The sequence below is a fragment of the bacterium genome (genome assembly GCA_035528375.1).
In the GTDB taxonomy this organism is placed as follows: domain Bacteria; phylum RBG-13-66-14; class RBG-13-66-14; order RBG-13-66-14; family RBG-13-66-14; genus RBG-13-66-14.
This window is the reverse complement of the sequence record DATKYS010000033.1, coordinates 20,360-44,113: the sequence shown is the minus strand read 5'-3', so window position 1 is coordinate 44,113 and position 23,754 is coordinate 20,360. Positions and strand designations below refer to the sequence as shown.

Sequence of the window (23,754 nt, the reverse complement as noted above, 5' to 3'; positions counted from 1 at the left end):
CTGGAGGGGGACGACATCAAGGGCAAGGCCTTCGTCATCTACATGAGCTTCGCCGGTCCCGAGGGCGAGAACGAACAGATGAACCTCGAACTGCTGGACATCCCGTTCTACGTCACACACCTGCGCCTGGACCGGATGATGGACACGGTGAAGTGATCGGTCGTGGAAGAATTTTTGCCGAGTGCGCCGGAGACCGCTGAAAGCGCGGTGAAGGGCGGCGGGCCGACCTCCGACCGGCGCCGCAGATTCCTGGGGCTCTTGGCGGCCTTCGGCGCGGCGCTCGTCATCGCCGTCCTGCTGCGTCTGTTCGTTTTTCAGGCGAGCTGGATCCCCTCGGGCTCCATGCGGCCCACGCTGGTCGAGGGGGACTTCATCCTCGTCAACCGGCTGGCCTACCTGGTGCGGGAGCCCCGACGGGGCGAGGTCGTCGTCTTCCGGCGCGGCGAGGAGGACTACGTCAAGCGGCTGCTGGCCCTGCCCGGGGACCGCTTCAGCTTCGCGGGCGACTACCTCGCCGTGAACGGGGAGCGGTTGGATGAGCGGGCGTACCTGGCGAAGGGCGCCTGGGGCCGGACACGGGGCGGGGAGCGCTTCGGCGAGGAGGAGCACGTCCTGCCGCCGGGGAGCTACCTCGTCCTGGGCGACAACCGCAACTCCTCCGACGACGGCCGGGGGAGCCTGGGCTACGTCCACCGGGACGAGATAATCGGCAAGGCCTTTATGGTGTACCTCTCGGTGAACCTGCCCCAGATGCGGGACGACGGGGAATCGGGGCTGGCCGTGCTGGGCTACGTCCGCTGGGACCGGATGCTGGACGTGGTGCGCTAGGGGGGCGGATGGCGACGGAGGATAAAACACCGCTGTGCACCGCCCGCCGCCTGGGACAGGCGGTCCTCGTCGCCCTGGTGCTCGTCGTCGGCGTCAGGCTCTTCCTCTTCTGCCCCTACGAGGTCTCCTCCCACTCGATGACCGACACCCTTCTACCGGGGGACCTGGTGCTGGTGGACAAGTTGGTTTACGCCCGCGCCGAGCCGTCCCGGGGCGACGTCATCTGCTTTGCCTCCCCCACGGGCGGGGGGCGGGACTTCTTCGGCCGCGTCATCGCCCTGGGCGGGGAGACGCTGGAGATACGGGAGGGGCTGGTTTTCGTCAACGGCGCCCGGAGGCCGCTCCACGAGCCCTACCTCGGCCGGACCCACCGCGAGGACTTCGGGCCGGTCACCGTCCCCGAGGGGTACCTCTTCGTGATGGGGGACAACCGCCCCGACGCGCGCGACAGCCGCATCTGGGGGCCCCTCGACTCCGAGCTCGTGCTGGGCAGGGTCGTGGGGGTCCTCTTCTCCGACGACCCCTACGCCGTGGACAAGGACCTGGGCCTGTCGGGGACGGTGCGCTGGGAGCGGACCTGCCGGGCGGTGGAGTAACCGTGCGCGCATTTTTTCTGGCGCTGGGGCTGGCCGCCCTCCTCGGGGGGTGCGCCGAGCCCGGCGACGCGGAGGTGGCCTCCGTCGCGGCCCGCATCTACGCGGGGACCCCGCCGGAGAAAGCCGTCTTCGAGGCCGGCCTGGACACCGCCGCCCTGGTCCGCGCCACCCGGCGGATTCTGGAAGACCCCGCCCGCCTGCGTCGTTTTTTGGATGTTCTTCGCCGGGAGGCGGAGTAGATGCCCCGCGTTTCCCTCGTACTCGTCCTGCTGACGCTCCTCTTCGCCGCCTGCGACTCCGACCACCCGGCGAGCCTCCGGGAGGCGTACTTCGCCTACCTGGACGCCCGGTCGGCCGGGAGGGACACGGAACCGGCGCTAGAGGGGCTGGGCTGGACCATCGGAGAGCTGGAGTCGGCCGTGGAGCACCTTCGTTCCGAGGACCCCGAGGGTTTCCGGGCGCTCATTGACGCCTACCGGGCATCGCGGGGGCTGCCGAAGGATGATTGAGCCTTCCCCGGCGCGCCGCCGGGAGCGACCGGTCGTTTTCACAGTCACGGGGGGGATCATCCCGGCCGTCGTCGCCACCCCGGTCGTGGGGGTGCCGACCACGCCCGAGACCGAGCCCCGCCCGAGTTCCGATCCCGTGTCGGTCAAGGGGGTGCCGTGTCGCCTACGAAGCGCCTGTTACTCATCCTGAGCGTGATCGCCGTCGGGGTGATAGTCCTCTCCCTCGCGCTCTTCTACGGTACCCGCGAGGGCGGGCCGCTCCCGCTCAAGGACACCCTCTACGGCATGGTGGACCTCGCCGCCGAGCGGGGCTTCCTGGACGAGGACCAGATAGAGGAGTACCTCGAGACCGTGGGCTGGACCTCCGAGCGCCTGGAGGCGACCATGGACAACATCGCCCAGGACGACCCGGAGCTCTTCTGGGAGCTCCTCGGCGACCTGGAGAGCTACGCCCGGGAGCACCACGGCGTGGAGCTCCGGGAGCTGGGGCTCGGTTAAACGGGACCGCTCCATCCGAGAGGTTCCGAGTGAGGTGGTCTACCTTTTGCCGCCGGAGCGATGGTCAAGTGCTTGGTCACCCCCGCCAAGGGGTTTTGAGCCCCTCGACTTGACCGCGGCGGTGTAACGTACCGGTAGATGGAGCAACGTGAAGGCGGAGAATTACGAATTTTTTACGGTGGTGGCGCCGCGGGTCCCGGCCACGGCAAGGGGAGCGTCGTGAAGGCGGAGGATTTCGAGACCCAGGCCCGGGCGCTGGCCCACGAGCTGCGCAACCCCCTGAACGCCATGCGTCTCAACCTGGAGATGCTGCGCGAGGACCTGCGCGCGCTGGGCGCCGACGCCGAGACCCTGGAGATAGCCGACGCCATCGGGCGGGAGATTGACCAACTCGCCGCCATCGCCACCGCCTTCCGCGACTTCGCCAGCTCCCCGGCGCTCCGGGTGGAGGAGGTGGAGCTGGCCGAGCTGTGCCTGGACCTGGCCGCCTTCCTGAAGCCGCAGCTCCGCGAGTCCGGCGTGCGGCTGGAATGCGACTGCCGGCCCTCGCCGGTGGAGGGCGACCGGACGCTTCTGCGCCAGGCCGTGCTCAACCTCCTCTTGAACGCCCTGGCGGCCTGCGGTAAAGGCGGGCTCATCCGCTGCCGCTGCCGGCCCGAGGGTGGAGCCCGGGTGACCATCTCCGACGACGGCCCCGGTCCCGGTCCGGACCCCGAGGCGCATTTCAAGCTCTTCAGCTCGACCCGGCCCGACGGGACGGGGGTCGGGCTGCCGCTGGCACGCAAGGTGGCCCGGCTCCACGGGGGGGACGTGACGCTGGAGGCAGGCCCCGGGGGCGGCGCCATCGCCGAGCTGACCCTGGGGTCGCGCCCCCCCGCGCGGACCGCCGATTGACAAAAACCCCTGCCGGGGGATGACCCATGTCCAAGCCGCTCGTACTCATCGTTGATGACGACCCGGAGGTGAGCCGGGCGCTGGAGCGCACCCTGGGGCGCGCCGGATACCGCACCCTCACCGCCGCCGACGTGGAGGAGGCCCGCGAGGCCCTGGCCGTCAACGAGGTGGACCTCCTCCTGGTGGACCTCGTCCTCCCCTCGGGCTCGGGTATGGATCTCATCACCCGGGCCCGGATGCGCGACGCCGACCTGGCGGTCATCGTCCTCACCGGCCACGGCTCCGTCCAGAGCGCCGTGGAGGCCATGCGGGTCGGGGCCTACGACTACCTCACCAAGCCGGTCAACCCCGACGAGCTGCTGCTGCAGATAGAGCGCGCCCTGGAGACCCGGCGGATGCGCCGGGACCTGGAGTCCCTGCGCGGTCGGCTGGACGAGCGGCTGGGCGACGAGGGCATCATCGCCGCCAGCGCGCCCATGAAGCGCATCCTGGAGATGGTGGACCAGCTCGCCCGCACCGACATCACCGTCCTGGTGACCGGCCCCTCGGGCTCGGGGAAGGAACTGGTGGCCGACGCCATCCAGCACCGGGGCAACCGCCGCGACGGGCCCTACATCAAGCTGCACTGCGCCGCCCTCTCCGAGGGGCTTCTGGAAAGCGAGCTTTTCGGCCACGAGCGCGGGTCGTTCACCGGGGCGGTGAAAAGGCACTCCGGCGCCTTCGAGCGCGCCAACGGCGGCACCCTCTTCCTGGACGAGATAAGCGAAATCCCCCACGCCACACAGGTCAAGCTCCTGCGCGTGCTGCAGGACCAGCGGTTCGAGCGCGTGGGGGGCGAGGAGACGCTTCAGGTGGACGTGCGCCTGATAGCCGCCACCAACAAGGACCCCGCCGAGGAGATGCGCGCCGGGCGCTTCCGCGAGGACCTCTACTACCGCCTGAAAAAGGTCCAGCTATACGTCCCGCCGCTCACCGAGCGGCCCGAGGACCTCATGCCCATGATCTCCCGCTTCATCGCCCAGGCCGCCCGTCGGCACGACCGGCCCGTCACCGGCGTCGAGCCCGCCGCCCTGGACCTCCTGCTCACCTACGACTGGCCCGGCAACGTCCGCGAGCTCTCCAACACGGTGGAGGGGATGGTGGCGCTGGCCCGGGGGACCGAGCTGACGGTGGAGGACCTGCCGCCGGAGATAAAGGACCGCGTCGCCGCCATCCGGCCCTCCTCCATGATCCGCGTCCCCGTGGGCTGGACCATGAGCCAGGTCGAGCGCGAGGTCATCCGCATGACGCTGGCCAAGAACGAGGGCAACCGGACGCTGACCGCGAAGGTGCTCGGCATCGGCCTGCGGACACTGCACCGCAAGCTGAACGAGTACGGCCTGAAGTAGCCCCCCTCCCCCCTCTGGGGGGAGGGCAGGGGTGAGGGGCAGCCCTCCCGTATGTGTGAAAAACACCGTGATAGGCAAAGAAGAACCGCCTCGGAGGGCGGTTTTTCCATATCTGGAAATTCTTTTAAAATATTCAACATTTTTCCCTTGACCCCCCCCCCCCCCCCCCCGTGCTATATAAGATTTGATGAGCTTATAAGAAACATCCCGGCGCATCGGATAAACGGTTACCAACACCCGCCATAAGGAGTCATCATGAAGAAGCTTTTCATTATGCTCATCGCCATACTTGCCTTTCAGGCTTCTTACGCCAGCGAAGGTTGGTCAATTTCCACAATTGATACAAACGGCGATGAAGTTGGTAGATGGGTCTCTCTGGCTATTGATAATAATGGTGACTATCATATCGCATACACAAAGAGGGATACAGATACATGGTATGGTGAGCTTCGTTACGCATATTACGATGGAAATGAATGGGATTTAATTACGGTTGACGATTCGGCAAATGTCGGGAGGTTACCATCAATTGATATTAATCCGACAAATGGGAGACCAAGCATAGCATATTGGGACAATACTAACTGGGCTTTAAAATATGCAACTTGGTCAGGAAGTCAATGGAATATAGAAACTATTGACGCAGATAGCGAGTTCTACCAAGACTTAGCATTTAACTCAACTGGAATGCCGAATGTGGTTTATTATGTGGGCGGTACTGATTACGATCCAAATTACGCATATTTTAGTGGAGGAAGCTGGCAATTCGAAACTATCGAGCCCTCTTACATAAAGGGTGAATATTGCTCAATTGCTATTGATAGCGAAGACGATGCTTGGGTGTCCTATTTTGATTATGATTGGGGTAGGCCACGTGCAGCTAAAAGGAATGGTACAGATTCCTGGGCTGTTTATCAGGTAGGCGAAGCAGGTGATACATCATTCCTTACATATACTTCTATTGCGATAAATCCTTTAACAAATTATCCATCAGTTATCTGGAATAGCGAAACACAGGGAGGTAGTATAGCAGAAATAAGACTAGCAACTTTCGACGGTGATGATTTTACTACTGAGGTAGTAGATACGGACGGCGAATTTAACTCAAATGGTTCGAGGACAATTGTTTTCAACAGTTCAGGTTACCCTAGAGTAACCTACTATGATGTTGAGAACGGTGACCTAATATGCGCTTTTTATAACGGAGCATCATGGGATAAATCAACTGTTTATAGTACAGGTAACGTGGGTCGAGGTGCTTCTATTGCTTTAGATCCAAACACCGAATATGCTAGGATTGCCTTTTTCAACGAATCTGATGGCAACCTTATGTTCGCAGAATGGAGAGACGATATCGGTGTTGATTTAGCTCATTTATCAGCATCTTTGAGTAGTGGAAGCGTCCTTCTGACGTGGTCGTTCGATGGCGAGGAACCGGCCGGAGTGCGCGTCCTGCGGGGCGCTGTAGAGCCGGTGGCAATCTCCGGGTTGATGCCCGGCGATTCATCCAAGTACCTCGACCGCGGCGTGGAGCCCGGTGGGAGTTATATCTACTGGCTGGAAGTCGTTGACGCGGAGGGGACGGTCAGCCGCTTCGGCCCCACGGAGGCGGTGACGATTCCCGAAGAGGCGTTTACGTTCCTCCTCGACGCGGCCTACCCCAGCCCGGCGCGGGGTGCCGTGAATTTCGCCTACTCGCTTCCCGCCGACGGCCGGGTCGTGCTGGCGATTTACGACCTGTCGGGGAGGCGGATTGCGACGCCGGTGGATTCGGTGCAGACCGCGGGGCGGCACGAGGTTTCCTGGAACTGCGAAGAAATCCCCTCCGGCGTGTACCTCTACCGCCTGGAAACCGGCGCGGGGACATTGACAAAACGGTTGGTAGTGAGCCGGTAATACGTGCAATCCTGGTTTCGATGACGTAGGGGCCGACCTTCAGGTCGGCCCGTGTTTTTTTAAAGGAAGCCCTCACCCTTAATCCCTCTCCCACAGGGAGAGGGAGATCGCGGCAGCCCGTGGAAAGGCCGCCCTACTGCAATTCGTGGAGCATTTCCGCGAATTCGCGGTCGTTCTTCAATCGCGGGACCTTGTTCTGCCCTCCCAGCTTCCCCCGCGCCTTCATGAACGCGTAAAAACTCCCCGGTCGCAGGACCGTCACCCGCGGCGGCAGGAGGCTGGCGTCGTCGCGCCGGTGGACGGCGTAGTCCGCGTTGAGCTCCCCGAGGCGCTCATCTAAAATCCGCTCGAAGGCCGTCAAGTCCTCGGGCGGCGTCTCGAACTCGACCAGCCACTCGTGACGCGGCAGCTCCCCGCTTTTTTCCGGAAAGACCGGGGCGGCGGTGAAGTCCAGGACCCGCGCGCCGGTCCGCTCGCACGCCGTCCGAACCGCCTCCTCTGCCTCCTCCACGATCAGGTGCTCCCCGAAGGCCGACAGGAAGTGCTTGGTCCGCCCGGTGACGACGAGCCGTGGCGGGTCGGTGCTCACGAAGCGCACCGTGTCGCCCAGGATGTAGCCGTACAGGCCGCCGGGGGTGGTCAACACAATCGCGTAGTTCTCACCCGTTTTGACCTCGGGGAGGGCCAGGCGCGGGGGGTCGTCCTCCTCGATGCGCCCGGCGGGGACGAACTCGTAAAAAATCCCCCCGTCCACCTCCAGCAGCATCCCGTTCCCCATCGCGCCGTCCTGCACGGCGATGAACGCCTCCGAGGCGGGGTAGGTCTCCGCGAAGTCCACCTCCGGGCCGACCGTCCGGCGGAAGAGGTCCAGGTAGGGGTGGACGTTCACCCCGCCGCTGATTAAGAGACGGAAATTGGGAAAAATCTCCCTGAGTGTGGCCTCGGGTTTTCCGTGGTCCGCGCGGATTTTATCCAGGAGCACCAGGACCCAGGAGGGGATGCCGGAAATGAAGGTGAGGTTCACGCCCCGGACCATCCGGGCGATGCGGTCAATCTTTTCCTCCCAGTCGGGGATGGCGCCGACGCGGTAGCCGGGGAGGTAGTAGCGGCGGTAGAGGAGCGGCAGGCGGCGGATGGTGAGGGCGGAGAGGTCGCCGGAATAAACGCCGTGGCCTTCCCTGTTCAGGGTCGTGGTCCCGCCGAGGAAGAGCATCTTCCCCGTGAAGATGCCGAAGTCGCCGCCGCGCCGCCGGACGTGGAAGAAGAGGCTGTCCCGGGCCGCCTTGGAGTTCGACAGCCACACCCCCCGGGTGAAGGGGATGTACTTGTTGCCGCGCGCCGCGGTGGTGCCGCTGGTCAGGGAGAATTCGCGCACCAGCCCCGGCCAGAGCACCGACCGCTCCCCGGCCAGCATCCGGCCGATGTAGGGATCGAAGGCCTCGTAGGGCGCGCACGGGACGCGCCGGCGGAACTCGGCCAGGGTCATCCCCGCCGTCAGGCCCCGGTCGCGGCCGAAGGCGGTGCTCGACGCGGCCGTTAAAATGACCCGGAACGCCTCCTCCTGGCAGCGCCAGGGGTTTTTCAACACCTCCCCGAGCTCGCGCATGCGCCGGTCGTAAACCCGGCGCAGGATGGAGCCCTTGACCTTGTCAACTATGGACATGCCCGGGGGCTCTCTTAAAAAAATCCCGCCCGTTTGGCCACGGCGGGGGATACGCGTGCTTCAGGCCAGGCGGTCGAGGAATTTTCCCAGTATCTCCGAGAACTCCGCGGCTTTTTCCATCATCGCGGCGTGGCCGCACTCGTCGAAGAGGACCAGCTCGGCTCCGTTGATGCCCTCTTTGAACTCCCGGGCCACCTCGAGGGGGGTAACCTCGTCCTGGCGGCCCCAGATTAAAAGCGTCGGGGCGGTGATGAGGTGGAGGTCGGCGCCCATGTGCGTCCGCTTGGCGGCTTTGGCCACCTTCACCAGGCGGAACTTGTTCTTCCGGGAGTCGAGGAAATTCACCACCTCGTCCACCATGCCGGGCCGGATGGTCTTCTCGTCGTAGAAGACCTGGGCGACGCGGCCGTAAATCCATTCGCGGCCGGGGCTGGTGGGCAGGCCCTGCTCGTAGCCCCGCTCCAGGAGCCCCGAGGAGCCGGAGAGGACCAGCGCCCGCACCCGGTCCGGGTGGTGGCAGGCCAGGTACAGCGCGATGTGCCCGCCCAGGGAGTTCCCGACGAACACAGCCCTCTCGTGGCCGGCCCAGTCCAGGTACTCCAGCGCGTAGCGGGAGAGCCCCTTGACGGACGGGTCGTCCCACTTCTCGTCGAAGATGGGGAGCTCCAGGACAACCATGTGGCGGGAGCGGGAGAGGTTTTCTACCTGGTGGAGCCAGTTGTCCGGGGAGCCGAACATGCCGTGGAGCATGACTACCGGCGGACCCTCGCCCCTCTCGACGCGGGGGTAGGCGCCTTCGGAAAGCTTGAGGATCATACGTTACCTTCGGTTTGCCGTCGTTCGGGGACCGGCGGGCTTGTCCGGCGGGGGAGTAGGTTTCTCCGGCCGGTTCAGCGGCCCGTCAAGGCGCCGGGTAACTCGGGCGCCGTCCCCGTTCCTTTCACAAAGGGGGGTTCGACGGCGGGGTGCGTGGTTGCGGCGGGAAAAGTATAGACCGCGCCGGCGGGGCGGTCAAGTCGGGCGGCCGCGTTTAACTCACACCCTCACTGCGATGACGTAGGGGCCGACCTTTAGGTCGGCCCGTTTTACCCCTCTCCCCAACCCTCCCCCCAGAGGGGGGAGGGAGAAGAAGGCAGCCCTCACCCCCATCCCCTCTCCCACGGGGAGAGGGGGGCCGTTTTGCCCCTCACCCCCGTCTGCGATGACGTAGGGGCGGGTGTCCACACCCGCTCGCTACACCCCTCTCCCTAGCCCTCCCCCCAGAGGGGGGAGGGGACATGCCCCCTCACCCCGGCGCCGCTGCAAATGAAAAGGCCCCGGTCGGGACTTTTATTTTCATCAGAGGTTCAGTACTCTTCTTTGGGCGGCCGCCCGTCCGGAGGGCCGCAGCGCTTGGCCATTCAGGTGTGAATCCCCAGCCGCGGCAGCACCCACCGCGCGAGGACGAACCACCCGGCGACGAACCCCAGGACGATGAGCGCATCCACCACGGCCTAGAGCACCTCGTCCACGGTCTTGACCAGCCGCTTCTTGGGCTGGGCCCCGACCACCTGGCGGACCACCTCGCCCTTCTTGAAGAAGAGGAGGGTCGGGATGGCGCGGATACCGAACTTGGCGGCCACGTTGGGATTCTCGTCCACGTTGAGCCTGACGACCTTGAGCCTGCCCTGGTACTCCTCGGCGATTTCATCAACGGCCTGGGAGATGGCCAGGCAAGGCCCGCACCAGGGGGCCCAGAAATCCACCAGAGCTGCGCCGTCTTGGGCCTCCACCTCGGCGGTGAAATTGTCGTCGGTGCCGGTCACGACTAACTCGGAAGCCATTCGTCCTCCTCGCGGTCGAAAATTTATCTGCATCCGGCGGTGAGCCTAGCACAGCGGTGACGGGCGGTCAAGGGCGGCGTCCCCCGGTTTATTGTTGTATGCTGATTCGATGATTCAGCCCGGCTCAGCCCGTGCTTTCGACGAAGCGCTCGCGGACACTTCCGGCGGCGATCACCTCGCAGACGGCAACGAGCTCGCGGTACTCGGCGTCGGTCATGCCGAGGCGGCGGGCCTTGGCCTCGTGGGCGCGGACGCAGGGGACGCAGCCGTCGCCGTAGGCGAAGGCCACGGCGAGCATCTCTTTGGTCTTCTTGTCCAGGGCGCCGTCGGTGAACACCCGTTTGTAGAACCCGACGAAGCCGTCGTTGAGCTCGGGGGAGTCGGAGAGTCGCACCGTTGCTCCTTAAAGTTGGGTCACAGTATCCGTGTTTGCCAACCGTTGGCAGGGGTAAGTGGCCGGTCGTCGGTCCGACCGATCCTTCGCATTACGGCGCGGGGACGGGGCCCGCCGGGCCGGGGTAGGCCGCCGCCACCGCCCGGTTCACCAGCTCCCGGGCCAGCCCCACCGCCGCCGGCAGCTCCTCACCCAGGGCCAGGTACGCCGCCACCGCCGTGGAGAGCGTGCAGCCGGTCCCCCGGGGCGGGACCTTCGCCCGCCGCCCGGAGAACTCGTACAGGCGGCCGCCTGCGGCCAGTACGTCAATGGGCGCGCCCCCCAGGTGGCCGCCCTTCAACAGCACCGCGGTGCCGAGCCTTTCCGCCAGGCGGGGCGCCAGCCCCCGCGCCGCGGCGAGGTCGGAGAAATCCTCCTCCGTGAGCCTCGCGCACTCGTCGGTGTTGAGCGTCACCAGCGTCGCCCGGGGGAAGGCCCTGGCCACCAGGGCTTCTTCCAACCCCGGCACGGCCAGCGACCCCCCCGCCGTGGCCCCGAGCACCGGGTCCACCACCAGGGGAATCCCCGCCGGCAGCGCGTCGAGGAGGAGGTCCAGCAGTTCGGGGAGATAGATCATCCCCAGCTTGCAGGCGCCGGTTTTTTTCCAGGGCACGGACCGGAGCTGGGCGGCGAAGGCCCCCTCCGGCGTCGGGAACACGGCGTGGACGCCCTCGGCGTTCTGGACGGCCACGGCGGCGAGGACCGCGGCGCATGGTACGCGGAGCGCGGCGGCGGTGCGCAGGTCGGCGGCCAGCCCCGCCCCGCCCGAGGTGTCCAGACCCGCGACGACGGCGACGGCTCGGTTCATTTTTTCTCCTAAAAGATGGACAGCCGGGCCCGGCGCTCCACCCCCGCCGCCAGGCCCACCGCCAGCCACGAGACCAGGGCGAAGCTGCCCCCGTAGCTCACGAACGGCAACGGCAGCCCGGCCACCGGGAAGAGGCCCAGGCACATTCCGATATTGAAGGCGGCGTGGAAGGCGAGCATCAACGCCGCCCCGTAAACCACCAGGGAGCCGAAGCGGTCGGCGGCCCGCCCCGCCGCCCGGAGCATCCGCCCCAGGAGGAGCGCGAACAGGAGAATCACCACCAGGCTTCCGATCAGCCCCCACTCCTCGGCCCAGACGCTGAAGGCGAAGTCGGTGTGGCGTTCGGGCAGGAAGGCGAGCTGCCCCTGGGTCCCCTGGCTGAAGCCCTTGCCCCAGACGCCGCCGGAGCCCACGGCGATCCGGCTCTGGATGAGGTTGTAGCCCGCCCCCTTGGGGTCGGCGGTGGGGTCGAGGAACATCAGCACCCGCCGCTGCTGGTAGGCCTTCAGGAGGTTCCAGCCCAGGGGGAGGACGACGCTCGCCGCCCCGGCCGCCAGGAGCAGGAAGCCGAAGAAGGGCTCCTTCCTGCGCCGGCCGATGAGCCAGCCCGCGACCAGCGCCCCCATCCCCAGCCACCACCACGGCCGGAAGACCGCCCCCAGGGGCGAGTTCAGGAGGCTCGAGTCCACCGCGCGGGCGATCCAGTCCGGCGTGTCGGTGAAGGCCGCCAGGGCCGCCGCCAGGGGCGCCAGGAGGAGCAGCAGCTTCCAGCACGGCACCCCGCCCCAGTAGAGGAGCGCCAGGGTCAGCGGAACGAAGACGAAGGCCGTGCCGAGGTCGGGCTGGACTGCGACGAGCGCCGTGGGCACGAGCGCCAGAAAAGTCAACGCGAGCACCCGCCCGGCCCCCGGCCTCTCATCCCGCCGGGCCAGGTAGGCCGCCCCGGCGAGGACGAAGGCCAGCTTGGCCGGCTCCGCGGGCTGGAGGTTCACCGGTCCCAGGGTGAGCCAGCGCCTCGCCTCCCCCCCGGCGCCGGGGAGGACCAGCACGACCGTCAGAAGGACGAGGACTGCGGCGTAGAGGAATGGCGCGGCCCCGGCCAGCTTGCGGTGGTCGAAGAACACGGCCGCCGCCGCTACACCGGCCCCCAGCACGGTCCACACGAGCTGCAACGCCCAGCGGGGTATCCCGAGGGCCGCCTCGCCCCCCGCCGAGGCGTTGACCAGCACCCCGGCCGCCGACAGGGCCAGCGCCGCCCCCAGCATCAACCAGTCCGGCTGGACCCTTCTGGTGGGCGGGCCCCTCAACTTCCGCCCCCGTTCAGGCGGCGGGCCAGCTTGAGCGCCTCGAAGTCCAGGCAGGAGACCGCGCCGCGCTCGTCCAGGTCCTCGTCGAGCACGTAGCCCACCAGCTCCTTCGCGTACCGGATGTAGCTCTCGCCGAAGCCGCCGTTCTCTATCATTATTATCACGGCCACCCGGGGGTCGTCGGAGGGCGCGAAACCGCAGAACCAGGCGTGGGGCTCGCCGTGAGGGTTCTCCGAGGTGCCGGTCTTCCCGCACAGGTCACGGGGGTTGGCGCCGAAGCGCTTCAGGACGTTGCGGAAGCCCTGGATGAGCGTTTCCCGGACCCACTCCGGCAGCTCCAGGTCGCGGTGGACGCGGGGCGGCACGTCCCGCAGGCGGGTGCCGTCGGGGGAGACGATGCGCCGGACGATGCGCGGCTCCAGGAGCCGGCCGCCGTTGGCGACGGCGGCGTACGCCGTCAACAGCTCCAGCGGGCTCACCAGCACGTCGCCCTGGCCGATGGCGTTGTTGCAAATCTGGCCCCGGGGCCAGTTCTTCCCCCAGCGCTCCTCGAGCCGCTCGATGGAGGGGAGCTGCCCGGCGCGCTCGTGGGGCAGGTCCACCCCGGTGGGTTCGTCCAGGCCGTAGAGGTGCCCGTACTCGGCTATTCCCTCGATCCCGATGCGCAGGCCGAGCTGGTAGAAGTAGACGTTGCAGCTCCAGCCGATGGCCTCGGAGAGCGCCAGGCGGCCGTGGCCGATGTGGCCCCAGCAGTGGAAAAGGGTGTCGCCCAGGCGGAATACGCCGCCGCAGGGCTGGTCCATGTAGCTCGAGGGCCGCTCCTCCTTCTTCCGCGTGTCGGCGGGGTTCTCCGCCACGTCGGAGGAGACCTTCCCCATCAGCAGGCCCGCCGTGGCGTCCACCAGCTTGAAGGTGGAGCCGGGGGGGTAGGTGGACTGGTAGGCCCGGGCCAGGAGGGGCTTCTCGGGGTCAACCAGGAGTTTTCCCCAGTAGTCGGGATCGGCCCGGACGCCCACCCGGTTCGGGTCGTAGCCCGGCCGCGCGGCCAGGGCGTAAACCTCGCCCGTGTTCACGTCCATCAGGATTATCGAGCCGCGCAGCCCCGGCTCCGGCTCGACCCACGGCCGGTCGCCCGACCAGTCGTACGGTCGCCGGTAGGTGAGGGTGTCGAGGAGCTCCTCGGCCCGGCGCTGGAGCCCCAGGTCTATGGACAGCACGAGGCTGTTCCCCGGCTCGGGGGAGGTGGTGTGCGAGGAGGCACCGATGCGGCGCTCAAGGGCGTTGACCTCGATGTAGCGGACTCCGGGCCGCCCGGCAAGCTCCGGCTCGTAGGAGGCCTCCAGACCCTTGCGCCCGATGAGGTCCCCCATGCGGTAGCGGGTCGAGAGCTCCTCGGGCCGGACCTCGTCGGTGTAGCCCAGGACGTGGCAGAGCGTCTCGCCCTGGGGATACACCCGCCGGGGTCGGTCCACGATGACCAGCTCGTCCAGGTCGGCCTCGGCCACCCGGGTGATCAGGGCGTCGTCGGCGTCGGGGACGAGGACCGCCGGCTCGTAGGGGTAGCTCCGCCCGTTCTCGAAGCGGTCCAGGAGCGTCGCTGAATCCAGGCCCAGCAACTCGCACAGCCGCCGGAGCCCGGCCCCCTCGGGCGGACGGTCGGGCGGTGAGAGTATCCCCACGGCGTAGGCCGCCTCGTTGGTCGCCAGGACCTCCCCGCGGCGGTCGTAGATTTCCCCCCGCGGCGGCGGGATGCGCACCCGTCGCAGGCGGTTCTCCTCGCTGGCCGCGACCAGTTCGTGGGCCTGCGTCACCTGGAGGTCCACCACCTTGACCGCCAGGAGCGCCAGCATCAGCCCGACGACTATCTGGCTGCCGATGGGGTTCCGGGGCGGGGCTGGGTGGGTGTCGTTCATGGCAAGGCGGGGTGTTTAAGGCTGACCCATTGTATCATCAACGCGGCGAAAAAAAAGGCGTCGCGGCGGCGGGGCGCGGGCCGGGAGACCAGCCCCTACGTCAATATCCAGCAAACCCGACCCGTAGGGGCGACCGGTAGGACGAGTCCTCCACGGTCGCCCGCGGGCGGACCTGAAGGTCCGCCCCTACGTCGTCGCGGAGATATGCGGACTCCCAAGCCCCTAAAGCTCCAGCTCGAACTCCGAGAACGGGCCCAGGCCGAAAAGATCGCTCAGATACCCCCCGATGCGCTTGAAAATCACCGAGCCGAAGGAGTAGTAGGTGGCCAGGTCCGGGTCGGGGTGCTCGATGCCCCCTTCGCGCCTCGCCAGCTCCACCGCCTCGCGCAGACCGCCCAGCCCGTCCACCAGGCCGTTTTCCAGGGCCTCGGAGCCGGTCCACACCCGCCCGCCGGCCACGGCCCGCACCGCCTCCGGGTCCATCCCGCGGCTCTCGGCGACCAGGTTGATGAAAATGTCGTAGAAGTAGGCCAGTTCTGATTCGTAGGCCGCCCGCTCCTCGTCCGTCAGCCGGTGGCCGATGTCGCCCAGGTTCGCCGACTTCCCCTTCTGGTACACCTCGCGCACCACGCCCTTCTCCTCGAAAAGCCGCTCCAGGGACGGCAGCACACCGACCACGCCGATGGAGCCGGTGTAGGTGGAGCCCGAGGCGTAGATGAAGTCGGCGGGGCAGGCGATCCAGTAGCCCCCCGAGGCGGCGACGTCGCCCATGGAGGCGATGACCGGCTTGCCGTTGGCGGTGCAGCGCTCCACGGCGCGGGCTATCTCGTCGGAGGCTATCCCCGACCCGCCGCCCGAATCTATCCGCAGCACGACCGCCCTGACCAGCGGGTCCCTCCGGGCGTCGTCGAGCTCGGCCGCTATAGTCTGCGAGCCCATCACCTTCGAGCCGTCCACGATGCTGTAGGAGCTCCGCCCCACCGCGATGGAGCCGTAGGCCCCGATGACGGCGATGCGGGGCCGGTTGCCCCACTCGTTCTCCCAGTACTGCCGGGAGGCCACTTCGATCAGGGGGACGTCGTCCGCGTTTTCGGGATTTGCTCCGGCCGCGCGCGCAAGGGCCACCAGCGCCTCTTCCGCCCCCCCGATGCCGTCCACCAGCCCCAGCTCGAGCGCGTCGGCGGGGTGGATGACGAAGGCGTCGGTGAGCTCGTCGAGCCGCGTCGGGCTCAGGCCCCGCCGTTCAGCGATGAGCGCCAGGAGCTGTCCGTGGACCCCCTCCAGCATATCCTGGAGCGCCTCGGCCTGGACCTCGGACGCCCCCTTGGTGGTGGGGAAGAAGCTGGACTTGTAATCGCCGGCGGTGAGCGTCTCCAGGTCTATCCCGTACCCCTCGGCGAGCCCGCCGAAGCGCATCACGTGCATGGCGAGGCCGAGGCCCTCCAGCTCGCTCACCCGGGGGATGAAAATCTTGTCCGCGTGGCAGGCCAGGTAGTAGGCGGCCGGGTTCGCCCCCTCGCCGGTGAACACGGCGTAAACCGGGACCCCCGCGGCCCGGGTGCGGTCAATCTCCGCCCCGAGCTCCTGCACCGCCGCCGACAATCCGGCGAACGAGCCGCTGACGGGCTGTATCTCCAGGAGCACGGCGTCCACGTCGGAGTCGTCCCGGGCCCGCTTCAGGTCGCGCAGGAGGTCGGTGAGGTCGCTCCCGCCCCCCGAGCCCAGGAGGGAGAAGAAGGGCGGCTCGTCGTCAATCGCCCCGGTGACCTCCAGCACCAGCACCTGCACCGGCGCCAGGTTCAAGAGCGGTTCCCTTCGCTCCAGGCTGAAGGCGATGGAGGCGCCCTGGTTCGAGAGGTCCCCGTCGGCGAGCGCCCCGCCCCAGCCCAGGGTCAAATAATCGAAGTCCAGACTCGCCCCGACGCTCATCTCCCCGTCGTCGGAGTAGGAGAAATTGAGCGCCAGGCCGTCCAGCGGGCGGGCCTCGGCCCCCAGCCTCCAGAAGAGCCCCTCCTGTTCGCCGGGTCCGACGGCGCCCGTGCTCTCATCTTCCCGCCAGCCGACGTCGAAGCTCACGGTAAGAAGGTCCTGATTTCCGGGGAGGAAAACCGCCAGTGGCCGCAGTCCGACGCCCCCGGTCCAGGTGCGGGTGAGGGGGACGCCGGCCAGCGAGTCGCCCAGGGCGTTGTCCACCGTGGCCCCGATGGATAGGAACTGGGCGGGTCGGCTCAGGACGCCGAAGCGCATGTCGAAGGCCCGCGGGTCCTCGGGAGTGTTCGTGCGGTTGTACCAATCCAACGAAAGGCCGAGACTAAAGGCCTCGGCGCCGAACCCCAGCGCCAGGCTGTAGCCGTTTTCGCGGGATTCGGGGTCCGCGGCCGCCGGCGCGCCCCGGTAGCCGAACCCCAGGCTCCCCAGTTGGAGCCCCGTGGACCACTCCTCCCACACCTCCCCGCTCGAGCCCCAGGAGAGGTAGGCGTTGGCGGATAATCTGTGGGCCAGACCGGCGGGGTTGATCCACAGCGCCCGGGCGTCGTCGGTCACGGCCACCGAGCCCTGCGCCCCCGTCGCGTACGCGTCGAAGGCGGCCGGAGCGGTCGTCGTGACGATCAAGAGGGCCATGATGAATCGTTTCACGGCGTTTCCTCCCTGGGGAACGGATTGGGTAATCGTACCACCCCGCGGGCGGGGGCGAAAGGGGGAGCGGCAGGTGCCGTATCCGCCCTTTCATAAAGAAACGGCGGGGCGCGACCGGCGGTTCCCGCGTTGACAGCCGCGGCCTTATGTGCTAATTTACCGGGTCCGTTACCCGTTCACGAAAGGTTTCAGCCTTGATTCGGATCGGCATCCTCGGCGGAGGTCCCGCCGGATACGTGGGCGCCCTGCGCGCCGCCCAGCTCGGCGCGAGCGTGACCCTCCTCGAGCGGCGCTGGCTCGGCGGCACCTGCCTCAACGTCGGCTGCATCCCGACGAAAACCCTGGTCCACGCCGCCGGGCTGTACGCCGAGCTCTCCGGCAAGGGCTTCCGGCGCTCGGGCCTTTTGCTGGACAACCTCCGCTACGACCTCGACGCGCTGCGCAAGCGGAAGGACGACACGGTCCACCGGCTGGTGACCGGCGTCCGCGGCCTGTTGAAGGAAGCGGGGGTGGAGCTGGTGGAGGCCGAGGGACGCCTGGAGGCGCCCGGCGTGATGTCCTACCAGGGTCCCGACGGTGAGGTCGTCGTCAAAAGCGATTACACCCTCATCGCCACCGGCTCCGAGCCCGCCCTGCCGCCGGTCCCGGGCGTCGAGCTGGCCTGGACCTCCGAGGACGCCCTGCGCTTCGAGGAGATACCCGCCAGACTCCTGGTCATCGGGGCCGGGGTCGTCGGCCTCGAGTTTGCCTCCATCTACGCCGCTTTCGGCAGCCGGGTGACGGTGGTGGAGATGCTGGAGCGGGCTCTGCCCATGGAGGACGCGGAGCTGGGCGCCGAGCTCGAACGCCAGCTCAAGCGCGCCGGCATCACCGTCCACACGGGCACCCGCGTCCTGGGCCTCGACGAGTGCGACGGTGGTTTCGAGGCCGTCTTCCACAAAGAGGGGAACGGCAAGGACCTCCACCTGGCGTGCGACCGGGTGCTGGTGGCCACGGGCCGCCGGCCCATTTTCCCCGGCGTGGACGTCGAGGGGCTCGGCTTGAGCGTGCGGCAGGGGGCCGTCGTGGTGGACAGCCGCCTGCGCACCACCCTCCCCCGGACCTACGCCGCCGGGGACTGCATCGGCGGGCACATGCTGGCCCACGTGGCGAGCTACGAGGCCGAGACGGCGGTGGAGCACATGGTCACCGAGCGGGGCGAGGTGGAGTACGCCGCCGTGCCGCGCTGCGTCTTCACCATCCCCGAGGTCGCCGCCGTGGGCGCCACCGAGGACGACGCCCACGAGACGGGCCAGAATGTCACCGTGGGCCGTTTCCCCTACCGCGCTTCGGGCAAGGCGCTGGCCTCCATGCACTCCGAGGGCTTCGTCAAGGTCATCGCCGACGAGCGGGGCAAGATCATCGGCGGCGGGATAATCGGGCCCCACGCCAGCGATTTGATCGGCGAGCTCTGCCTGGCGGTGCACAACGGCCTGTCCCTTTCCGACGTTGCGGGCACCATCCACGCGCACCCCACGCTGCCGGAGATGGTTCGCGAGGCCTGCCTGGACGCCCTGGGCCGCCCCCTGCACATCCCGAAGGAGAGATAGGTTCGTTCAAAGCTCCCCGGAAGGCGGCCCCGTCGGGCCGTCTTCTTTTTTTTACCGGCGGATTGGAAATTTGACTCCGAAGGATATATTCTATTAGGTGAGGGAATACTTTGCCCGTTCACTTTTTTTCACAGGAAAAACCGGGACGGCCCTCGGCCCCGGAACCGAATCTGGAAAGGGAACGAGATGAGAACCGTCAGCGCAATCCTCTTGCTGGTCACGGCTCTGGGCGCGTGGGCCGTGGAACACGAGTTTTACTGGGACAACGGCGTCCCCGGCGGCTCCTACGCCTTCAACTTCGCCGCGCGGTACTACGTCGTCTTCGACGAGGAACTGACCGGCGGTCGGACCGACGGCGTCGTGACCCGTCTCGGAGTGTACACCCGCCCCAATTGGCCCGATTCCACCTATCAGGGTTGCTACCTCTTCGTTATCAACAACACCCCTGACGGCTACCCCGGCGATGAGCTCGTCGAGGTTTACGCCCCCGGCATTCCGGGCCAGTACTCATGGGTGGACGTGAACGTCCAGCTCTCCGACAGCACCTTCTGGGTGGGCTGGAAGCAGATAGGTTTGTACCCCGCCTGCGACGCCATCAGCTACGACTCCAACGGCGGCACCGGTCACAGTTGGCACCCCGGGCCGGACGGTTGGCTGCCGTACGACTTGATGCTCCGCTGCTACTGGGAAGACGGCGAGGTGACCATACGAGAGAGCACCTGGGGTCGGATTAAAAACCTGTGGTAAAAGAAGGGGAAATGTCGAGATGAGAACCGAAGTTATATTGGTTCTGACCCTGCTTGCCATCGGTGCGGGCGCCGATGTGTACGAGTTCTACTGGGACGACGGCACGTGCATTTCGTCCCAAATTCCCTGGGATGAAGATATTGAAGCGCCGTTCTGGCACGTTCAGTTCGACGAGGAGAAGACCGGTGGCGCGGTCGGCACCGTGCTGAGCGTGGGGGCGTACATCTTGCCCAACTGGCCCGACTCAACCTACCAGGGGGTCTACCTCTACGTCATGAGCGACTCGGACGGCCGGCCCGGCATGAGTTTGGAAGAGACCTGCGTCAGCGGCCCGGGCTGGCAGTGGGCCGACGTAAACGTCGAGCTGACCGACGGCGTCTTCTGGGTCGCCCTGGAGTATATCGGACACTACCCCCTGTGCGACGCGCTGGGTCTCGATGGAAACGGCACCGGCCACACTTACCATTTCGTATATGGCTGGGTGGATTGGTGCGACGCCATGCTGCGCTGCTACTGGGAGGGCGAGCCGCCCCAGGTCGTGGAGAGCACCTGGGGGCTGATCAAAACCTTGTGGTGATCCCGGTCACCCTTAAGGAGAGGAAGACGTGATGCGTACTTTCATTGCAGCCGTCCTCGGGGCGCTTGTCGCCTGCACCGCTGCGGCGGCCTTCGAGGGCATCCGGATCGAGCCCGTGCCGCCCGAGGAACAGACCTACTGCTGGCACGACGACATCGCCGTGGGCATGGTGGGCTTCTACCGGCAGGTGGAATACTTCGCCTGCGGCTTCCCCACCGACATGATGGGGGGGCCGCCGGTGCGCGTGGTGGGCATGTACGCCTGCTGCGAGCCGGTGAGCTACAGCTACGATTGCTCCTATATCCACCTCTTCTCCGGGTCCGGGGGCGACCTGCCCGGCGAGGACCTGGGCCGGTGGATGGTGGACTTCGATTGCGAGTACAGCGTGGACCTGGACGTCATCGTGGACGGGGACTGGCTCCTGGTGGCCGTGGAGCAAAACGGGCCTCAGGACAACGCCTACATCGTCGTGGACGGCCTGTACGGATTCCACAACCTGTTCTGCAGGGACGGGAGCTGGGAATCCACGAGCGACTTCGGCAACTTCTTCATCGGCGTGACCATAGAGACCGAGCTCGGCGTCCGGGAGGTCACATGGGGCGGTCTGAAGGCCCTGTGGTAGTGCCCTGATCGAGACCTCCCCCGCTGAAGGCGGCCCCCTCTCGCCGTGGGGGCGGCGCGCCGACGGGGTTAGGGGTGAGGGCTGCCTTAGAAATAAACGGGCGGGTGTGGACACCCGCCCCTACGTCATCGTAACAAGCGTGGCTCGGTCTAGGGTGAGGGTCAGGGTTGGGAATACAGAAAACGCGGCGGGGATGGGAATCCCCGCCCTACGTAACTCGCCCGCCTACCACTCCCGCGCCTTGACCTCCCCCCAGGTCGCCTCTTCCACCCCATCGGGAATATACGTATAGAAAACCCACACGAAGTCCTCTCCCATCTCGTTGCCCTGGCGGTCGGCCAACATGCGGTCCACGGTGCAGGTGATGTCATCGCCGTCACTTAGCGGGTCGTCCGGGTAGAAGGTGCAGACGACGTCCTGCGGGTCGGAGTCGTCGAGGTTCAGGTCCCCGGCGATGGTGCGGGTAGGTTCTGGCGAAACGCCCTCAACCGCCCCGGTACATTCGGTAATCGCCTTATCCAGGGTCGTATCCCTGGCGGCGAAGTCGATAGTGTCGGTGTCCACCGGCGAGAGGTCGTCCTTGCAGTGGAAGATGATGTCGGTGTCGATGGGAACCGGGTTCTCACCATCGCCGGGGTCCATCCCGTCCACGTAGGGCGGGTCGGTGTCCTGGGCGGACGCGACCGCGCAGAGGATTAAAACCGACAACCAAACCGCTTTCATTCCCCCCACCTCCTCACGTATTTCCACCTTTGCCTGAATAACGGGGGTCTACCACTCCCGCGCCTTGACCTCCCCCCAGCTCGCCTCTTTGACATCTACCCAAAACTCCCACACGAAATCATCTACCATCTCGTTCCCGTATATATCGGCCAGGCCCCCGGCCACGGTGCAGGTGATGTGATCGAATTCAGGTAAATCTCCTTCCGGTACGAAGGTGCAGACGACGTCCTGTGGGTCTGTGTCGTCTATGTCCAGGTCCCCGGGGACGGTGCTGATGACTTTCGGTGTACGCTCCAAAACCTCCACGGCATCCACGGTTATCGACCTGTCCAACCAGGGCCAGTCTTCCCAGACTGTAAAATCTATGGTGTCGAGGTCCACAGGGCTTTCAGTGTCCTTGCAGTGGAAGATGATAATCCTTTCATCCGGTGCCGGATCGCCGTCCTCGGGGTAAATCTCGTCCACGTAGGGCGGGTCGGTGTCCTGGGCGGATGCGACCGCGCATAGGACTAAAACCGACAGCCAAACCGCTTTCATTCCCCCCACCTCCTGAATACCTTTTATCTCTTGGCACAAAATAAGGATGACCGGGAGGACGAGTCCTCCACGCTCGACCGCCTACCACTCCCGTGCCTTGACCTCCCCCCAGCTCGTTTCCTCCACGCTCATGCCACCAAACCTCCACACGAAGTCCTCTCCCATCTCATTGCCCCAGATATCGGCCAGGCAGCCATCCACGGTGGCGGTGTAAGTTCTGTCAAAGGCCAACGGATATTTGGGGTCAAAGGTGCAGATGACGTCTAAGGGGTCGGTGTCGTCTATATAAAGGTCGCCGGGGAGGAGAACGGTCGGTGAAATCGGTACACCGGCGGCTTTCCTGACGGTTCGTCCCCCGCCCAGCGTGTCGTCTTCCAGGGTGAAGACGATGGTATCGCTTTCGATGGCGCTTTGCTCGTCAATGCAGTGGAATACGATATCGTCGTAACTATCGTATTCGCCGTCCCACGGGTACACCTGGTCCACGTAGGGCGGGTCGGTGTCCTGGGCCATTGCCGCCGCGCACAGGACTAAAACCGACAGCCAAACCGCTTTCATTCCCCCCACCTCCTGAAGGCCTTTTACCTCTACATAATAATAGCGCAAGTCAGGCCCTCAGGCAAGGCCAGATGACGCCGCCGGCCACCACCTCCTCCCCCAGGTAAAAAACCGCCGCCTGCCCCGGCGTGAGCGCCCTTTGCGGCGCGAGGAAGCGGACCCCCAGCGTGTCCCCCTCGCGCCACGTGACCTCCACCGGCGCGCCGGGATGGTTGCGCCGCGGCTGGCAATCGAGCCCCGTGGGGAGCGGGTCGGCGACGGGGCCCTCGAGCTCCACCGTCATCTCCCGGCTCCAGAGCTTATCTTCGGGGCCGACGAGGAGCGCCCGGTTCGCGAAATCTTTTCCGATCACGTACAGCGGTTCGCCGGTCCCCCCGCCCAGGCCGAGCCCGTGCCGTTGTCCGATGGTGTAGCGGAAGAGGCCGTCGTGCGTCCCGCGCTCGCGGCCGTGATGGTCCAGGATGGGGCCGGGCCGGGTCATCTCCGGGGCGGTCCTGCTCAGCGCCGATTCCAGCCCCCGCGCCAGCGCCGGGCACAGGTCCTGGCTGGCCGGTTTGTCGTGGACGTCCAGGCCCCGGCGGAGCGCCTCGGCGCGCACCGTAGTCTTGTCCTCCTCCCCCAGGGGCAGGATGAGAATATCGCGCAGCTCGAGGGGGACGGCATGGAGGAAATAGCTCTGGTCCTGCTCGCGGACCGCGCCGCGCAGCAACCTCGTCCGCCCGAGCCTGGGCTCCAGGCGGGCGTAGTGGCCGGTGGCGACGTGCTCGAAGCCCAGGATGAGCGCCTTCTCGGCCAGGACCCGCAGCTTGTGGCGGGCGTTGCACAGCGGGCAGACGCTGGGTGTGCCGCCCCGGGAGGCCACCCGCACCGACTCGGCGAAAATTTCCTCCCGGAAGCGGTCCCGCTCGTCGTAGCGGTAGTGGCGGATGCCCAGGCGCTCCGCGACGGCGAGGGCGGCGTCGGCCTCGGCCCGTGTGCAGCAGCCGGTCTGGCCCCCGTCCACGCAATCGGATTCGTCTGCGGTCAGGAGGGTCACGGCGGCCACGCGGGCGCCGGCCTCCACCAGGCGCGCCGCCGCCACCGCGGAGTCCACCCCGCCGGAAAGCCCCACCACCACGCCTTTCCCCCGTAAAAGCATCCCGGTATCCCGCTTGTGCTATACTTTAAAATCTGTTTCCGACCCCTAGCTTACCACGCGGCCCCCCCTC

Annotated in this window: 24 protein-coding genes; 12 read left to right on the top strand and 12 right to left on the bottom strand. The window is 66.6% G+C overall.

Going from position 1 to position 23,754, the window contains the following annotated elements:
• Positions 1-162: 162 nt before the first annotated feature.
• The 8 genes from lepB (VM054_02455) to VM054_02420 all read left to right on the top strand — a co-directional run bounded on the left by lepB (VM054_02455) (position 163) and on the right by VM054_02420 (position 6,609).
• Complete coding sequence (lepB, locus tag VM054_02455; protein ID HUT97924.1) at positions 163-828, top strand: signal peptidase I; 666 nt, start codon at positions 163-165, stop codon at positions 826-828.
• 8 nt (positions 829-836) lie between these two features.
• The gene (gene lepB / locus VM054_02450) at positions 837-1,424 is read left to right on the top strand and encodes a signal peptidase I (GenBank protein ID HUT97923.1); all 588 of its coding nucleotides are present in this window, start codon (positions 837-839) and stop codon (positions 1,422-1,424) included.
• 2 nt (positions 1,425-1,426) lie between these two features.
• On the top strand, positions 1,427-1,663 hold the full coding sequence (locus VM054_02445; protein HUT97922.1) for a hypothetical protein: 237 nt from the start codon (positions 1,427-1,429) through the stop codon (positions 1,661-1,663).
• Positions 1,664-1,933: a hypothetical protein gene (locus tag VM054_02440; GenBank protein ID HUT97921.1), complete on the top strand. Its 270-nt coding sequence runs from the start codon at positions 1,664-1,666 to the stop codon at positions 1,931-1,933.
• Positions 1,934-2,089: 156 nt separating this feature from the next.
• On the top strand, positions 2,090-2,431 hold the full coding sequence (locus VM054_02435) for a hypothetical protein (protein HUT97920.1): 342 nt from the start codon (positions 2,090-2,092) through the stop codon (positions 2,429-2,431).
• A gap of 219 nt (positions 2,432-2,650) precedes the next feature.
• Positions 2,651-3,325 carry a HAMP domain-containing sensor histidine kinase gene (locus tag VM054_02430; protein HUT97919.1) on the top strand — a complete coding sequence of 225 codons (675 nt, stop codon included), beginning with the start codon at positions 2,651-2,653 and terminating at the stop codon, positions 3,323-3,325.
• 26 nt (positions 3,326-3,351) lie between these two features.
• Complete coding sequence (locus VM054_02425) at positions 3,352-4,713, top strand: sigma-54 dependent transcriptional regulator (protein ID HUT97918.1); 1,362 nt, start codon at positions 3,352-3,354, stop codon at positions 4,711-4,713.
• 255 nt (positions 4,714-4,968) lie between these two features.
• On the top strand, positions 4,969-6,609 hold the full coding sequence (locus tag VM054_02420; GenBank protein HUT97917.1) for a T9SS type A sorting domain-containing protein: 1,641 nt from the start codon (positions 4,969-4,971) through the stop codon (positions 6,607-6,609).
• A gap of 133 nt (positions 6,610-6,742) precedes the next feature.
• Here the strand turns inward: VM054_02420 and VM054_02415 are convergent, their stop codons facing one another.
• From VM054_02415 to sppA, 8 genes are all read right to left on the bottom strand, one after another.
• On the bottom strand, positions 6,743-8,272 hold the full coding sequence (locus VM054_02415; protein ID HUT97916.1) for a GH3 auxin-responsive promoter family protein: 1,530 nt from the start codon (positions 8,270-8,272) through the stop codon (positions 6,743-6,745).
• A 60-nt stretch (positions 8,273-8,332) separates the two neighbouring features.
• Entirely contained in the window at positions 8,333-9,088 is a 756-nt protein-coding gene (locus VM054_02410; protein HUT97915.1) for an alpha/beta fold hydrolase, read from the bottom strand.
• A gap of 677 nt (positions 9,089-9,765) precedes the next feature.
• On the bottom strand, positions 9,766-10,095 hold the full coding sequence (gene trxA, locus VM054_02405; protein ID HUT97914.1) for a thioredoxin: 330 nt from the start codon (positions 10,093-10,095) through the stop codon (positions 9,766-9,768).
• Positions 10,096-10,219: 124 nt separating this feature from the next.
• The gene (locus VM054_02400) at positions 10,220-10,489 is read right to left on the bottom strand and encodes a carboxymuconolactone decarboxylase family protein (GenBank protein ID HUT97913.1); all 270 of its coding nucleotides are present in this window, start codon (positions 10,487-10,489) and stop codon (positions 10,220-10,222) included.
• A gap of 91 nt (positions 10,490-10,580) precedes the next feature.
• Positions 10,581-11,336 (bottom strand): bifunctional hydroxymethylpyrimidine kinase/phosphomethylpyrimidine kinase, encoded by a 756-nt coding sequence (locus tag VM054_02395; protein ID HUT97912.1) that lies wholly within the window; start codon positions 11,334-11,336, stop codon positions 10,581-10,583.
• 8 nt (positions 11,337-11,344) lie between these two features.
• The gene (gene rodA / locus VM054_02390; protein ID HUT97911.1) at positions 11,345-12,643 is read right to left on the bottom strand and encodes a rod shape-determining protein RodA; all 1,299 of its coding nucleotides are present in this window, start codon (positions 12,641-12,643) and stop codon (positions 11,345-11,347) included.
• The gene (mrdA, locus tag VM054_02385) at positions 12,640-14,556 is read right to left on the bottom strand and encodes a penicillin-binding protein 2 (GenBank protein ID HUT97910.1); all 1,917 of its coding nucleotides are present in this window, start codon (positions 14,554-14,556) and stop codon (positions 12,640-12,642) included. Before mrdA ends, rodA begins: the two co-directional genes overlap by 4 nt.
• Before the next feature lie 222 nt (positions 14,557-14,778).
• Positions 14,779-17,193 (bottom strand): signal peptide peptidase SppA, encoded by a 2,415-nt coding sequence (sppA, locus tag VM054_02380; protein HUT97909.1) that lies wholly within the window; start codon positions 17,191-17,193, stop codon positions 14,779-14,781.
• Positions 17,194-17,387: 194 nt separating this feature from the next.
• Here sppA and lpdA point away from each other — a divergent pair, with 194 nt between their 5' ends.
• The 4 genes from lpdA to VM054_02360 all read left to right on the top strand — a co-directional run bounded on the left by lpdA (position 17,388) and on the right by VM054_02360 (position 20,728).
• Entirely contained in the window at positions 17,388-18,782 is a 1,395-nt protein-coding gene (gene lpdA / locus VM054_02375) for a dihydrolipoyl dehydrogenase (protein ID HUT97908.1), read from the top strand.
• A 186-nt stretch (positions 18,783-18,968) separates the two neighbouring features.
• Positions 18,969-19,529, top strand: coding sequence for a hypothetical protein (locus VM054_02370; GenBank protein ID HUT97907.1), 561 nt, complete (start codon positions 18,969-18,971; stop codon positions 19,527-19,529).
• A gap of 19 nt (positions 19,530-19,548) precedes the next feature.
• Entirely contained in the window at positions 19,549-20,106 is a 558-nt protein-coding gene (locus VM054_02365; GenBank protein ID HUT97906.1) for a hypothetical protein, read from the top strand.
• Between the two features lie 31 nt (positions 20,107-20,137).
• Positions 20,138-20,728 carry a hypothetical protein gene (locus VM054_02360; protein HUT97905.1) on the top strand — a complete coding sequence of 197 codons (591 nt, stop codon included), beginning with the start codon at positions 20,138-20,140 and terminating at the stop codon, positions 20,726-20,728.
• 225 nt (positions 20,729-20,953) lie between these two features.
• Here VM054_02360 and VM054_02355 read toward each other — a convergent pair whose 3' ends face one another.
• From VM054_02355 to mnmA, 4 genes are all read right to left on the bottom strand, one after another.
• Positions 20,954-21,451, bottom strand: coding sequence for an Ig-like domain-containing protein (locus tag VM054_02355; GenBank protein ID HUT97904.1), 498 nt, complete (start codon positions 21,449-21,451; stop codon positions 20,954-20,956).
• 48 nt (positions 21,452-21,499) lie between these two features.
• Positions 21,500-21,988, bottom strand: coding sequence for a hypothetical protein (locus tag VM054_02350; GenBank protein ID HUT97903.1), 489 nt, complete (start codon positions 21,986-21,988; stop codon positions 21,500-21,502).
• Between the two features lie 81 nt (positions 21,989-22,069).
• Positions 22,070-22,546, bottom strand: a complete 477-nt coding sequence (locus VM054_02345; GenBank protein ID HUT97902.1) for an Ig-like domain-containing protein — start codon at positions 22,544-22,546, stop codon at positions 22,070-22,072.
• Positions 22,547-22,595: 49 nt separating this feature from the next.
• Positions 22,596-23,684 (bottom strand): tRNA 2-thiouridine(34) synthase MnmA, encoded by a 1,089-nt coding sequence (gene mnmA, locus VM054_02340; GenBank protein ID HUT97901.1) that lies wholly within the window; start codon positions 23,682-23,684, stop codon positions 22,596-22,598.
• Positions 23,685-23,754: the final 70 nt, after the last annotated feature.